15 protein-coding genes are annotated in these 14,993 nt (G+C 32.5%); 13 read left to right on the forward strand and 2 right to left on the reverse strand.

What is annotated here, in order from left to right; translation table 11 throughout:
* Positions 1-26 precede the first annotated feature (26 nt).
* From T335_RS0111650 to T335_RS0111690, 9 genes are all read left to right on the forward strand, one after another.
* Positions 27-614 (forward strand): hypothetical protein, encoded by a 588-nt coding sequence (locus T335_RS0111650; RefSeq protein ID WP_026477713.1) that lies wholly within the window; start codon positions 27-29, stop codon positions 612-614.
* 118 nt (positions 615-732) lie between these two features.
* Positions 733-1,095, forward strand: a complete 363-nt coding sequence (locus T335_RS0111655; RefSeq protein WP_026477714.1) for a VOC family protein — start codon at positions 733-735, stop codon at positions 1,093-1,095.
* A 383-nt stretch (positions 1,096-1,478) separates the two neighbouring features.
* Positions 1,479-1,724 carry a class I SAM-dependent methyltransferase gene (locus T335_RS22700; protein ID WP_242837291.1) on the forward strand — a complete coding sequence of 82 codons (246 nt, stop codon included), beginning with the start codon at positions 1,479-1,481 and terminating at the stop codon, positions 1,722-1,724.
* The gene (locus T335_RS20545; protein WP_242837292.1) at positions 1,705-2,262 is read left to right on the forward strand and encodes a class I SAM-dependent methyltransferase; all 558 of its coding nucleotides are present in this window, start codon (positions 1,705-1,707) and stop codon (positions 2,260-2,262) included. Before T335_RS22700 ends, T335_RS20545 begins: the two co-directional genes overlap by 20 nt.
* Positions 2,263-2,949: 687 nt before the next feature.
* Positions 2,950-4,767 carry an ABC transporter ATP-binding protein gene (locus tag T335_RS20550; protein WP_034328377.1) on the forward strand — a complete coding sequence of 606 codons (1,818 nt, stop codon included), beginning with the start codon at positions 2,950-2,952 and terminating at the stop codon, positions 4,765-4,767.
* 64 nt (positions 4,768-4,831) lie between these two features.
* Positions 4,832-6,658, forward strand: coding sequence for an ABC transporter ATP-binding protein (locus T335_RS0111675; protein WP_026477715.1), 1,827 nt, complete (start codon positions 4,832-4,834; stop codon positions 6,656-6,658).
* A gap of 240 nt (positions 6,659-6,898) precedes the next feature.
* Entirely contained in the window at positions 6,899-7,480 is a 582-nt protein-coding gene (locus tag T335_RS0111680; RefSeq protein ID WP_026477716.1) for an NAD(P)H-dependent oxidoreductase, read from the forward strand.
* 342 nt (positions 7,481-7,822) lie between these two features.
* Entirely contained in the window at positions 7,823-8,560 is a 738-nt protein-coding gene (locus T335_RS20555; protein ID WP_034328379.1) for a PrsW family intramembrane metalloprotease, read from the forward strand.
* Positions 8,561-8,618: 58 nt separating this feature from the next.
* Positions 8,619-9,296: an HAD family hydrolase gene (locus T335_RS0111690; RefSeq protein ID WP_051569281.1), complete on the forward strand. Its 678-nt coding sequence runs from the start codon at positions 8,619-8,621 to the stop codon at positions 9,294-9,296.
* Between the two features lie 100 nt (positions 9,297-9,396).
* Here the strand turns inward: T335_RS0111690 and T335_RS0111695 are convergent, their stop codons facing one another.
* A complete protein-coding gene (locus T335_RS0111695) occupies positions 9,397-10,284 on the reverse strand; it encodes a hypothetical protein (RefSeq protein WP_026477718.1) in 888 nt (295 codons plus the stop codon).
* A 319-nt stretch (positions 10,285-10,603) separates the two neighbouring features.
* The gene (locus tag T335_RS0111700; protein ID WP_026477719.1) at positions 10,604-11,155 is read right to left on the reverse strand and encodes an MltG/YceG/YrrL family protein; all 552 of its coding nucleotides are present in this window, start codon (positions 11,153-11,155) and stop codon (positions 10,604-10,606) included.
* Positions 11,156-11,507: 352 nt separating this feature from the next.
* On the opposite strand from T335_RS0111700, the gene T335_RS0111705 reads away from it, so the two are divergent.
* The 4 genes from T335_RS0111705 to lepB (T335_RS0111720) all read left to right on the forward strand — a co-directional run bounded on the left by T335_RS0111705 (position 11,508) and on the right by lepB (T335_RS0111720) (position 14,887).
* Entirely contained in the window at positions 11,508-12,956 is a 1,449-nt protein-coding gene (locus T335_RS0111705; protein WP_026477720.1) for a flavocytochrome c, read from the forward strand.
* A 244-nt stretch (positions 12,957-13,200) separates the two neighbouring features.
* Positions 13,201-13,557 carry a monothiol bacilliredoxin BrxC family protein gene (locus T335_RS0111710; protein ID WP_026477721.1) on the forward strand — a complete coding sequence of 119 codons (357 nt, stop codon included), beginning with the start codon at positions 13,201-13,203 and terminating at the stop codon, positions 13,555-13,557.
* Positions 13,558-13,676: 119 nt separating this feature from the next.
* Positions 13,677-14,210 (forward strand): signal peptidase I, encoded by a 534-nt coding sequence (lepB, locus tag T335_RS0111715; RefSeq protein ID WP_026477722.1) that lies wholly within the window; start codon positions 13,677-13,679, stop codon positions 14,208-14,210.
* A gap of 140 nt (positions 14,211-14,350) precedes the next feature.
* Complete coding sequence (gene lepB / locus T335_RS0111720) at positions 14,351-14,887, forward strand: signal peptidase I (protein ID WP_026477723.1); 537 nt, start codon at positions 14,351-14,353, stop codon at positions 14,885-14,887.
* Positions 14,888-14,993: the final 106 nt, after the last annotated feature.

The raw sequence follows: 14,993 nt of genomic DNA on the forward strand, positions 1-14,993 counted from the left end.
TTATATAAAATAGGAGGTCATTAAAAATGGACTTTTATCATGGTACAACAAAAGCGGGGATTAAAGAACTACTGTCATTTGCTTCTTCCTACTCAAATTTAAAAGAACCATTTGTATATTTAACTACAAGCAAGCAACTTGCCTTACACTACATATGGGACACTGAAAAGGTACCCTTTAAAATGCCTATGTTGGATATACGGAAAGATGGAATTTTGGTTTTTCAGGAGATGTTTAGTGGAGCTTTAGAGTATTTCTATAAGGGATTAAGTGGATATATCTATCATAGTGTAGGTGACTATCAAATCAATGACAATACTGGTGTTTTTACTTGTGCAACATCGAGTTCGCCAGTACCAATTGTTGATTATGAATATATAGATGATGTATATGAAAAAATAATTCAATATCAAGAACAAGGAAAATTCATATATGAGAAATTTGAAACATTACCACAATATCGACATGATATCATTCGTGGGATTATAATTCGTGCTATAAAAAGAGATAATTTATTGGATACACCATCGGACCCTAGGTATAAATTTTATCAAGAGAAGTTTCCACAATATTGCAGAGAAGCAGGCGTATTGCATCAACATGGATTGTTATAAGAGGTAGCTTACAGGGGATATCAGTGGTTAGCTTTAGACACCTTGAAGAAATGATTGAAAAACATGATATAATATGTTTAATATATAAGACTTAAATTATAAAATAAGGAGGGTTTTTATGAAATTTTGTTGGAGTACATTGAGGGTTAGAAACATGGATGAATCATTAAAGTTCTATGAAGAGATAGTTGGTCTTACGGTGGACAAAAGATTTAAAGCTGGACCAGATATGGAAATTGCATTTTTAGGAGATGGAGAAACAAAGGTAGAACTAATACATAATACGAGTAGTAATGATGTAAATGTAGGATCAGACATTACATGGGGATTTGAAGTAAAATCAGTTGATGAAATGATAAATTTTGTAAAAGAGAAGGGTATAGCTGTTGAGGGTGGTCCCTTTCAACCAAATCCATTTACAAAGTTCTTTTATATAATGGACCCTAATGGATTGAAAATTCAATTTGTAGAGAACCTATAAAGATTTTGTCAGTCGTAATTCAAAATTTAAATAAATTTAAATACAAATTCAAATACAAATTCAAATATAAACTAACAGTATTTTAGTGGAGCTAAATTGGTAATTGCCTATATTGAAATTAATTAGAGACAATCAAACTCAATATAAAATAATCTGAACCTATATTTTATCCGTATTTTTTCAACTATATCCTAGCTCTAATAATTCAAAAATAATTAGTATAGAAAGAAAATATTGTAAGAACACAGAACAGTATCATTACAGACTTAGTAAATTAATTAATCAATTTAAACGATAGATAAATGATAGAAATAATCTTTTAATTGATTTACAGAAGGCGATAAATCATTAAATAAAAATATGCTAGTTAGGGGGATGATTAAATGAATGAGGTTGAAAATTGGTATGATAATGTTTACGACGAATGGGCCCGACTTGATCGTCATAGATTAGAATTCGATATAACAAAAAGGTATATGGACGAATACATTAAAGGTGAAACTCTTAAAATATTCGATATAGGTGGTGGGCCAGGTAGGTATTCATTTTATTTGGCAGAAAAGGGCCATAAGGTTTCACTTTTAGATTTATCACGTAAAAATATTGAAGTTGCAAAAAGCAAAATCTAGAGAATTAAATATTGAACTTGAAGAATATATTCAGGGTAATGCTCTGGAGTTAAGTGAATATGAGGAAAAATATGACGTGATTCTATTAATGGGACCCCTCTATCATTTAATTAAAGAAGACGATAGAAGAATGGCCTTAAAAAATGCATTAGATTTATTGAAATCTGGTGGCATTATTTTTGTGGCTTTTATTTCAAAGTATGCTCCAATTCAAGACAGTCTAGCTCATCTATATGATATTAATGATCCTCAATCTCTGTTAAAATACCTAAAGGATGGTGAAAACAAAGAGGGCGAAGGATTTACAAGCGCATATTTTACAAGCCCAGAGGAAGTCAATAACTTAATGTCTGATTTTGATATTCATGAGTTGGCTTTTGTTGGAGTAGAAAATATTTTGGGATGCAAAGAAAAAGAAATTTGCTCCCTCGATGAAGAACAGTATCATAAATGGTTAGAAATAGGTTATCAATTGAGTGCTGATAAAAATCTAATGGGTACAAGTCAACATTTTTTATATATAGGTAAGAAAAAATAATCTTCATAAATAGAGATAATGAAACTGGAATACTTAGCAATTTTTATAATATTGAAAAACAATAAGCCATGATATTTGCAACTTATTATAAAATTTCTATAAAATTACAAAAAAAAGATTGCATTCCAAATAATTCCGTAGTATACTTTATAAAGTAGGTTGAAAACAATTAAAATGTTAAACAAGGAGGTAAGGATGATATGAAAAATTTAGTTAGCAGAGGCATCAAGTTTGGCAATGTTAAAATGTTAAAATTTAATATTCTGTTGACTAGAGTAGATCATCTTTACTAATTGAACTGATTTAAATAATCAGCCCAGGTAAGGATATGCTTATCTGGGCTTTTATTTGTGCTTGTTTACATTCTCTAATTATTTACACACATATAAAAAAAGTCTAAGAGGGCAGCTTTCTTCTTGGGCTTTTTTTATTTCTAAAAAAAGCGAGATTGCAACCCATTAAGCAGCCAAGTTTTCAATTTGTATTAATACAGGTCTAATGCAAATTAAGCAATAATGTATTTCAACAAATTCTACCGAAAATTCTTTAAAGGCAGAATTTGGCTTTAAAATAAATTGAGTAAACTAAATTAATCAAGGGGGAGACTGGGTATGAACAGTAGAGTAGGACTGGTAGATTAATTACAGAGAGTGAATAGGAATAATTCACCAGCAGGGAGGTCTTATCATGAAAAATATAAAAATATTATGGAATTTTATGAAGGGGAATAGGAGCCGTTATATGGCAGCTATCATAAGTATTGGGATAGCAACATTATTTTCCTTAGTTGGCCCACTAATTATTAGGATCACGATAGATTCAGTAATAGGCCAAGAGGAACTTAACGCCCCAATACTTATTGCAAATATGATTGATAAAATTGGTGGAGTAGCGTTTTTAAGGCGTAACCTTTGGATACCAGCTGTGGTATTAGTTAGTTTTACTTTATTAAGGGGTATTTTCCTGTTTTATAAAGGGAAGTGGTCGGCTGAGGCTGCAGAAACAGTAGCAAAGAATATGAGGGATGATGTATACGACCATTTACAACATCTATCCTATCAATATCATGTCAATGCAGAACCAGGAGACTTAATTCAGCGTTGTACATCAGATGTTGATACAATAAGAAGGTTTTTAGCAGCCCAGTTTGTTGAAATTGGTAGCGCAATTTTTATGTTAGTTTTTTCAGCCTATATTATGTTTTCAATGGATGTGAAAATGACACTTATATCTTTGGCTTTGATCCCTTTAATTTTTGGCTTCTCCATCGTTTTTTTTAGAAAGGTAAAGAAGGCTTTTAAATTAATGGATGAAGCAGAAGGAAGCATGTCAACAACGCTACAAGAAAATCTTACAGGACTAAGGGTTGTAAGGGCCTTTGGCAGACAGAGTTATGAAGTAGATAAATTTGAAGAAAAAAATAGTATAAACAGAGATTTAACCTATAAATTAATTCGTTTGTTTGCTTGGTATTGGTCTGTGTCCGACTTAATTTGCATGTTTCAAACAGGAATGGTGCTAATAGCAGGAATCTACTGGACTTCAGTAGGAAATATTACATTAGGAACAATGGTGGTTTTCTTGACATATATCGGAATGCTTTTATGGCCTATCAGACAGTTAGGTCGAGTAATTACCGATATGGGTAAGGCAATGGTGGCCATTGAAAGAATTCAGGAAATTATGATTCAAGAAAAAGAAATAATGGAAGAGACGGGAAATCAACCTCCTATCACTGGAAGTCTTAGTTTTAAAAATGTAGAGTTCCAATATGAAGAAGGTAAAACAGTATTAAAAAATCTAACCTTCGATGTAAAAGAAGGAGAGACCTTAGCCATACTAGGAGCAACAGGTGCAGGTAAAAGTACCTTGGTTCACTTATTAACAAGACTCTTTGATTATCAAAAAGGATCTATTAAAATAGATGGTCGAGAACTTAGAACAATAGATAAAAAATGGATAAGAAGAAATGTAGGTTTAATCTTACAAGAGCCCTTTCTCTTTGCAAAAACCATAAAAGAAAATATTGGTCTAGGTAAGAATGAGGCAACAGAAGAAGAAATATATGAAGTTGCAAAGGTAGCTTCAATCCATGATGTAGTCACTGGCTTTAACCAAGGCTACGAAACCCTTGTTGGAGAAAGGGGTGTATCCCTATCAGGTGGTCAAAAACAAAGGTTGGCAATTGCTAGAACCCTAATTTCAGATACGCCAATCATTATATTTGATGACTCCCTAAGCGCAGTAGATACTGAAACTGATGCTTCTATCAGAAGGGCTTTGAAGGAACGTTCCAGTAGAGCAACGACCATCATCATTTCCCATAGAATTGCTACCTTGGCAGAAGCGGATAAAATCATCGTTTTAGAAAAGGGAGAAGTAGTGCAAATGGGTAAACATGAGGAACTTTTAAAGCAACCAGGACTATACAAACGTATTTGGGATATTCAAAATTCTGGCGAAGAAGAAGAAACTAAAATCACAATTGATAAGTATGCAAACTAAGTGGTCAATAACATTGTCGATAACTTAGACTATTCAATTTGATAGGAAAGTAAGGTGAGTTAAAGTGGAACAGAATCATGAACAAGAACAACAGAAAATAGATTTTAAATTATGGAAAGAAATCTTTAAATATACTTTGCCAATGAAAAATCAAATGATTCTTCTGGCGGTCCTTATGGTATTAGTAGCTGTGATCGACGTTGTATTTACCTATATGACGAAAATAGCTGTAGATCATTTTATTCTTAAAGAAACATTAGAGGGAATAAAAATCTTTGGAATAGCCTATTTAGTATTGATTATAGCACTGTCTGCTTCAGTATTTGCGTTTATTTCTGTAGCAGGAAAAATTGAAACAGGATTAACCTATGCCATTAGAAAAGAGGGATTTAAGAGGTTGCAAGAACTGTCCTTTTCCTATTATGATAACAAGGCAGTTGGATGGCTAATGGCTAGAATGACTTCTGATATCGTAAGGTTAGGGGAAATTATTTCGTGGGGGACAGTAGATCTGGTTTGGGGGTCTACTAAGATGGTAGCAATTGTTGCCGTAATGCTATACTTAAATTGGAAGTTAGCATTAATCTCCCTTGTGGTTGTACCCTTCTTAGCTATTACAAGTCTTTATTTTCAAAAGAAAATCCTTAAAGAGTATAGGCTTGTAAGGAAAACAAATTCAAAAATTACTGGAGCATTTAATGAAGGAATTACAGGGGCTAAAACGACTAAAGTCCTAGTAAGGGAAGAAAAAAATCTAGAAGACTTTTCGCAATTGACATCAAGTATGCGGGGAAGCTCTATAAAAGCGGCAATCTTCTCGTCATTATTTTTACCAATCGTGTTAGCTTTTGGAAGTATTGGAACCGCCTTAGCCCTATGGTTTGGGGGTATTGCAGTAGAAACCCATGGAGTTTCCTATGGAACCCTAGTAGCCTTTATTTCCTATACAATACTTTTCTTCGAACCCATCAGAGAAATGGCAAGGGTTTTTGCAGAATTTCAATCCTCCCATGCATCAGCGGAAAGGGTTATGTCAATGATCAATACAGAGCCTGAGATTAAGGATACACAGAAGGTGATTTTAAAGTACGGCGATTCCTTTAACCCAATAAAAGAAAATTGGCCAGAAATACAGGGGAATATTACCTTTAAAAATGTGTCATTTCACTATAATCCAGAAGAACCTATATTAAGTGATTTTAATTTAGAGATCAAAGCAGGGGAAACAATTGCCCTTGTGGGAGAAACGGGGTCGGGAAAGAGTACAATAGTTAATTTAGCCTGTCGTTTCTATGAGCCTACTGAAGGAGAAATTTTTATAGATGGGGTTGAATATCGAGAATTGTCTCAACTATGGTTACAATCAAATTTAGGTTACGTATTGCAAAGTCCCCATTTATTTAGTGGAACCATTAGAGAAAATATAAGATACGGTAAGTTGGATGCTAGTGAAGTTGAGATTATAAGAGCAGCTAAACTAGTTAATGCCCATGAATTTATTATGAAGCTTAGCAATGGTTACGATACAGAGGTAGGAGACGGTGGAGGACTTCTTTCATCGGGGGAAAAACAACTTATTTCCTTTGCAAGAGCAGTCCTAGCAAATCCTAAAATCTTCGTTCTAGATGAAGCGACATCATCAATTGATACCGAGACTGAGCAAATTATTCAAAAAGCTATTCAGAAGGTTTTAAAGGGTAGAACTAGTTTTATTGTTGCCCATAGACTTTCAACAATCCGTTCAGCCGATAGAATACTTGTAATCCGAAAAGGTAAAATTGAAGAGATGGGTAATCATAACGAATTAATGAATAAAAAAGGTTATTATTATAGACTCTATACAAATCAGTTTATAGAAGAAGAAGAGCAGAAAGTATTAAAAACAAAGTAAAAAAATCAGGCATAGTCCTGATTTTTTTTTAGCACTTATTTATAGCAGAGCTTTAAAGTAGATAAATAAAAAATAAAGAGAGGGATTAATACTATTAAAAAAGGAAATATATATAAAAGGATATATAAAAAAGTAAATATATAAAAAAGTAAATATATGAAGTAAACAAAATAAGAAAATAGAAAGATTTTTACTTACAGTAACTTATACGAAGTTAAACAAAGAGAAGGAGGATTTATAATGAAGGCACTTATTATATTTGCCCACCCAAATACAGAGAGTTTTAATGGAACCATATTAGATACAATAGAAAAGACATTTACAGAAAAAGGAGAAGAATATATAACTCGAAATCTTTATGACACGAATTTTAATGCTTACCTTACATTAGATGATTTAATAAAAATTAATAACAGAACCCTTGCAGAAGATATTGCAATAGAGCAAATGGATATTAAAAAAGTAGAAACAATTATTTTCATATTTCCCATTTGGTGGGGGGGGCCGCCAGCAATTTTGAAGGGTTGGTTTGATCGGGTACTAACTAAAGGATTTGCCTATAGCCCTAAGGTAGATGGTAGTGTAGAAGGATTATTAAGTCATAAAAAGGTTATTGTTTTTGCTACTTCTGGGTCCAGTACCGATACAGAAACCCAGAAGGAAATATTCCAGGCGATCGAGACTATTTTAATTAAGGGAACATTCAATTTTTGTGGCATAACAGATGTAAGTTATCATAATCTTGAGGCAGTTCCTTCAACCAACAATGCTAATAGAAATCAAATGCTTGATGATGTAAAAAAAATTATTGAAAAACTATAAAGCTCAAATAGAAAATCAAATCTAAAACTAGAATTAAAAATAAAAGTAAAACTAAAATTAACTAAAATCAAAACATAAATAATCTTTAAGACCAGTACTTACGTTAAATCATATTACGTATAGACTGGTTTTAACTTTGTTGGGTTTATGACTATAGAAATAAGTGTTCTTATTGATTTCAGAAATTACAAAAAAACTTAGGAAGATACGGCTAAAACTCAAATAATTATAATTAATTTTTGTTAATATAAGGTATCGGCAATAAAGGATAGAACAACTGACATTACTTAATAATAAGTAAAAGATTAAAAGACTTAGATCATAATTAAGGATGTGAATTCAATGATAACAAGGCTAGTGATAATTGCTGTAGCGCCAGCAATTGCCTTAGGTGTAGCAGTTTACTTAAATGATCGCTACGATCGAGAACCAATTGCTTTACTTTTTAAAACATTTGCATTAGGAGCCCTATCAGTTGTTCCCGTTATTGTTGTGGAAAGATTTCTTATTAGTATTAATATATTTACAGGCCTTTTGGGTGTAGCCTATACAGCTTTTATCGTAGCAGGCTTTACTGAAGAATATTTTAAGAGGGCAGTTGTGTTACATGGAGGAGCCTATCACAGTAGACATTTTAACGAAAAGCTAGATGGTATAGTCTATTGTGTGTTTTCTGCATTAGGTTTTGCAACTGTAGAGAACATCATGTATGTGGTATTCCGCTATACAGGCAACTACTATGTTGGAATTCTACGAGGAATATTATCTGTGCCTGCCCATACGTTATTTGCTGTAACAATGGGCTATTATTTGTCTTTGGCTAAGTACTTAGAAGATGAAGGAGAAAAAAGGAAATATTATGCTAGATCCCTTTGGTTACCAATGATTCTACATGGGTTATTCAATTTTATCTTAATGGCTAGAATACCATGGTTAATGGCATTGTTTATCCCTTACGTCATTTTCCTATGGTATATGAGTATTGTTAAATTAAATGAATATACAAGGGATAGTCGGGACGAATTTAATCGCATTAATGAAATCTATGTTGATGAGGATAATAAAGGTGAAAAAGAATAGAAAATAGGTTAAAATAAAAGAGGTACTAATATAACATCAGAAAAAGGGGGATATAAAAATGTTTTATGAGATATTTGATAATATAGATGGTGTTATTTTTGATTTAGATGGGACATTAATTGATTCTATGGGAATATGGTTACAGATTGATGCAGATTATTTAGGAGCAAGAGGAATAGCTGTTCCTAATAATATGAATAAGATGACAGAGGGGAAAAGTTTTACAGAGGTAGCCAATTTGTTTAAGGAGACATTTAAATTAGAAGAATCTATTGAAGAAATTAAGGCAGAGTGGATTGGTATGGCAAAGGATTATTATGCCAATAAGATTCCCCTAAAGGCTGGGGCTGAAGAACTTTTAGTTCAGTTAAAGACTCAAGGCAAGAAAGTTGGATTAGGAACAAGCTGCTCGAGAGATTTAGCGATGGCAGTATTAAAGCAACACAATTTATTGACTTACTTTCAAACCATCGTAACCTCCTGTGAGGTACCTAAAGGTAAGCCCTCTCCAGATGTTTTTTTAAAGGGGGCAGAATTATTGAAAATTTCGGCTGAAAAGACATTGGTATTTGAAGATACCATAGCAGGGGTACAGGCTGCAAAGGCGGCAGGTATGAAGGTTGTAGCCCTATATGACCTTCACGCAGAAGAGGATCAAGAGGAGCTTAGAAATTTAGCCGACTACTATTTAGAGTCTATAGAAGAACTAGGCATAAAAGATACTGCCACTGCTTAATAATAGATGGCATAATTGAAACCATGTGATCTAAAAAATATCTAAAGAAGATCTTCCTTTTGAATTAGGGAAGGTCTTCTTTATTATAATTTATTTCAACCTATTGAGATAGTTTTTCAATAAGCTCTTTAAATCTCTCATCTTTTTCAGAAATAATACTTCCATGTCGGGTAGCGAGGGTTACACTTTCCCTATGATCTATTAGAAAAACTAAATACTTTTCATCTAATTTAATTCCTGTTGGAAGGAGTAATATACGAGTATCTTCTAATTTGCCCTTAAAGGTTTCAAGTTCTACAAATCTAGTAATCATGATCATGTTATTACTATTTGGTGTAATTGATGCAGGCTGAATTAAAAGTATGTAGTCTGCCATTTTAATTAAATCTTCATCATTTTTTGCTTGAATCACAATTTCAGTATCATTCTTATACAAATTAATGTTTTTTGATTTAAGGTTCTTTATATATTTTTTTATTTCTGTAAAACTATTATATTTTTCTTCTTGAAAGGGTACTATGTACTTTTGCTGGCTAGGGTTTTCCAAACGCTTTATCCTATCTCTTGCTGCATCTACACTAAAAACAAATTCCTCTAACGGAACATAGAAATCATGAGGATATACTGTAGAACTCATTTTGTTAAGCATAAATAGATAGTCTTCATTTTTTCTAAATAGGTTATTTGTTGCATATAGGTAAATAATATCCTCTTTTACATCAGAGAGAAGGTTTTCAGTAACTTCTACTCTAAACATACCTATGCTTTCTTCGGGAATGTCTAATACGCTACCTACTACAATATGGGTAGAGATTTTAGTAACAGCATTTTTAAAGGTTGGCTCCCAAAAATATGATCTAGTTACTATATTTTCTGGATTAAAATAATTGAATTCATTAAAAATTGGACTTGTATGACGATAAGATAAGTAATAGATACCTAAAATAATTAATAGCAAAATCAATCCTTGATTAACTAATTTTTTCATAACACTTCCTCCAAAGATTAAAAAGATACTTACAATATTATACAGTTTATTTATATTAAATACAAAGAATAGGTAATACAGTCAATAGGTAAATATAATCAATAACTAACCTGAATTGAGGAAATAGAAATAAATAATAAAAAATCATTAAAAAATAAATAAAAAATAAATAAAAAGGCACTTGTTTGATCCTCTAGAGTTGGGTTTTCCTCAACTTGTAAAGGATAAATAAGTGCCTTATTAATTGAGGAAATAGCATAATATCATAACTATAAATCTATATAAGGGTTATGGAATTTCCTCTATTAAGTACAATTTTTTACTTGGAGATTATTCTTACCATTTCTTCAATAGTTGCATTAGTTGGGATATCAAATGTACCAGACTTTAATCTTGAAGCTAGGTTTAGATTTTCAGCTGTCTGAGTAAAGGCAGAAACATCATCAATTAAACCCTTCTCTTGAAGTATTCTACCGATTCCAATACCAGGAGTACCACTAGGAATTGTAATTCTTTTAATTTCAACAACAACTAATGGATCTGTAGGTGTAGTTTCTGGAGATTCGTTATTACTGTTGTCATTGTCTTGATCTTCTTCATTTTCGTTATCAGCATCTTGATCTAAATCCTTCTCTTCTTCATCTTCGTCTTCCTTTTGAAGATCAGTAGAATCCTCTTCTTTACTATCTTCATCAAGGTCTACAATTAAGGGATCTTCCACCTCAATAGGATTAGGATTAGCTAGAGCTACAGTACTGAAATCAAACCAATTTCCAAGGTTTAAAACAACAACAGCCAACATTGCAATTGCAATGGCAATTGCCAAGAGAACATCTGTAAAGTCATGGAGCATATCTTTAATCTTTTCCATCGAATTCATTCCTTTCTAAACGAAGCTTCTGTATTAAGAATACCATATTAAAGCAGTATTTTTCAACACACTAATAAATGTAATTAAACTAAAGGAACATTCTATGAGGAAATTACATCATAATATCGTAGAATATCTGATTAATTAAAAATTAAGGAAAGTTTACATTCATTGATGTAAGTTCTAAAATAATTATTCATTTCCTCAAATATATGGATAGAAAGGTAAAGTTGTACATTTTTATCTTTATGAACAAAAAGAATAATATCTTCAAAAATATATGAAGGGCTAAAGGTATGATATACTTTGTTTGTTACTTGATTAACGAACAAAAAAGATGGAGGTAATTTAAATGAAAAAGACATTTAAAAAAATGATGGGATTAGCATTAATTGCTGTAATGTTGGTTACGACTCTTGTAGCTTGTAGCAGTACTGAAACAGGAAAAAATGAAAATGATAAAGTTGTTGCTGATCTAACAACAGATGTCGTTGTTATTGGGTCTGGTGGAGCAGGTCTAGCAGCTGCCATTGAAGCCAAAGATGCAGGAAAATCTGTTATTGTAGTGGAAAAAATGCCTATGGTAGGTGGTAATACCCTTAGAGCAACAGGTGGATTAAACGCTGCAGGGACTAGCTCGCAGGCTGCATTAGGTATCGAAGACAGCCCAGAGAGCCATTATGAGGACACTATGAAGGGTGGATATTATAAGAATGACCCTGAATTGGTTAACATATTGGCAGAAAATGCAGCAGACGCAGTAGAATGGTTAATTGGTTTAGGTGCAGATTTAAGTGACGTAGGTAGAATGGCAGGAGCAAGCCAAAATCGTTCCCACAGACCGACTGGTGGAGCCCCTGTAGGAGCCCACTTAGTATCAGTATTAAGAGATAGCGCTTTAGAAAAAGGGATAGAAATATTAACTCAAACAACTGCTACAGAAATATTACTTGAAGATGGAAGCGTTGTAGGAATCATTGCTACAGATAAAGATAATAAAGAATTTACGATTAATTCAGAAACTGTCATTATTGCAACTGGTGGATTTGGAGCTAACACAACTATGTTTGCTGAGTATGATCCGTCTCTAACTGGTTTCGGTTCAACAAATCATCCCGGAGCTACTGGTGACGGAATTGCTATGGCACTGAAAATTGGTGCAGCTTTAGTAGATATTGAAGAAATCCAGACTCATCCAACGGTTGTACCATCTAATGGTTATATGATTACAGAAGCTGTTAGAGGGAATGGTGCTATTTTAATCAATAGAGATGGTGAGCGTTTTGTTAATGAATTAGGAACAAGAGATGTTGTATCAGAAGCAACTTTAGATCAAGAAGGAAGTACTGCTTTCCTTTTCTTTGATGAAGGCGTAAGAGAGAGTTTAAGTGCAATTAATGGATATGTTGAAAGTGGTTTAACTATTCAAGGAGATACTTTAGAAGCATTGGCTTTAGAAGCAGGAATCAACTTAGAAAATTTAGAAGCTACAGTAGAGGCTTATAATAATGCTGTACAGGAAGGGGTAGATTCTACATTTGGTAGAGATGATCTACCAAGATCCCTAGAAAATAGTCAGTTTTATGTAATTGAAGTAGGTCCTGCTGTACACCATACAATGGGAGGCCTTAAAATTAATGAAAAGGCAGAAGTTTTAGATGAAGCAGGAAATCCTATAGTTGGATTATTTGCAGCTGGAGAAGTAACAGGTGGAATCCACGGAGGAAACAGACTAGGTGCTAATGCTTTAACAGATTTAATTGTATTCGGAAGAATAGCTGGAATTAACGCATCAAAATAAAGAGAAATTAACCCCCCTTTTATTTTAGTTAAACTCCCCTTTATAGTAGATTGTATCAATCTATAGAAAGGGGAGTTTTTATATGAACTTATTTACTCATTAAAATTTATTAATTATGGACTTTCCTCAAATCTCTAGTACTGAAAAGGAACAAAATTACATAATATTTTTCTAAATAGTTATAATATCCTTAAAAGGGCATATATAGTACTAATCTAAACAAAGATCGTGGGGAGGGTTTAAGATGGCAAAAAAGCCAAAAAAAATAAGTGATCCTGTGGAGTTAGAAAAGGTAATTAAAAGATCAAGCAAAAAACCTGTTTTTATTTTTAAACATGATGCTATGAATCAAGAAAGTGAAGATGCATTTCAAGAATATGTTGATTTTATAGAGGACACAGAAGAAAATATTATTTTTACCGTTATTTATGTAAGGGAGGATACAGAAGTATCGGAAGCCGTGGAGGAATTATTAGAAATTTCCCATGATACACCTCAATTAATATTATTAATTGATGAAGAAGTGGCTTGGGATGACACTGGTGATAATATAAATTTTGATAACATTAATGACGTTGTAAATGAATATATCACAGAATAAATGATATAGAGTCCATTTGTTTATTTTTACCTCTCGACATACTTCAATAGTTGCACGATCTTCGGTAGAGTGATAAAATAGATTAGTAGCAACTAGTTAAGGAGAGGTAGGGGGAACAGATGAAAAAAGAAATACTAGAGTGGGTAAAAACAATTATATTGTCAGTCTTAATCGCTCTAATCATAACGACTTTCGTAAAGCCCACGATAGTTAGGCAATATTCTATGATGCCAACATTAAATGAATACGATTTTTTGTTAATAAACCGATTTCTCTATAATAGAGGTACACCACAGCATGGTGATATAGTGGTTTACGAATCATCTTTAAAGACAAATTTAGGTAGAAATAAACTTCTCATTAAACGAGTGATTGCTGTTCCTGGAGATGAACTGTTAATTCAAGATGGCTATGTATATCTAAATGGAGCATTACTTGATGAAGATTACATTGCAGAGAAATATACAGAAGGAAAAGATTTTGAAGATACACCAATCATAATACCAGAAGGAATGATTTTTACTATGGGAGATAATCGATTCCATAGTATGGATAGTAGAGATACTGCAATTGGCTTAGTATTAATTGATGATATTGTGGGAAAAGCTTTTTTAAGATTATATCCCTTTAATAAAATTGGACGGTTAAATTAAAATTAATGGATTCCCAGTATGGGGGTCCTTTTTAATATCATCACACCTTTGGAGAGGCTATTGCTATAACAGATTTAAAATGATAAAATCTAAACATAAAAAAATTGGATATATTGTATATTATTTAGGTGGTGGGAGCATTGGAATTACAGTATAAAAAACTATACAAACCTATCATACTGGCTATGATATTAGCCTTTTTAGTAACCTTTCTATATCAACCGACCTTAGTTAAAAATTTTTCCATGAGGCCTACCTTAGAAGAGAATGATTTATTAATTGTAAATAATCGTCTAATGAATAGTAATAAACAACCGAAAATTGGCGAGATTATTGTATTTAAAACCCAGTTTAAAAACAGCGGACATAAGGAAATCACAATGATTAAACGTGTAATTGCTTTGGCAGGAGACAGGATTATTATTCGTGATGGGAAGGTATATGTAAATTCAACACAAATTGAAGAAGCTTACTTAATGGAGCCCTATACAGATGGTGAAATTGAGTTGCAGGTTCCAGAAGGGAAAGTTTTTGTGATGGGAGATAATAGAGCAGTAAGCTTAGATAGTCGAGATGAAAGTATCGGTTTAATTCATTATCATGAAATAATTGGTCGGGCGAGATTTAGGATTTTTCCTTTTTCAAAAATGGGTTTTATAAGAAATAAAAATAGTTAATCCTTATTTGGTAATGAAAAGAATTTAATATATATCAAGACATCTCAATAAACGAAAAGCATTATTTGCTAAATCAATAAAGAAATAAAAATAATATTTTAGGAAA

This window comes from Alkaliphilus transvaalensis ATCC 700919 (genome assembly GCF_000621485.1).
Taxonomy (GTDB): domain Bacteria; phylum Bacillota; class Clostridia; order Peptostreptococcales; family Natronincolaceae; genus Alkaliphilus; species Alkaliphilus transvaalensis.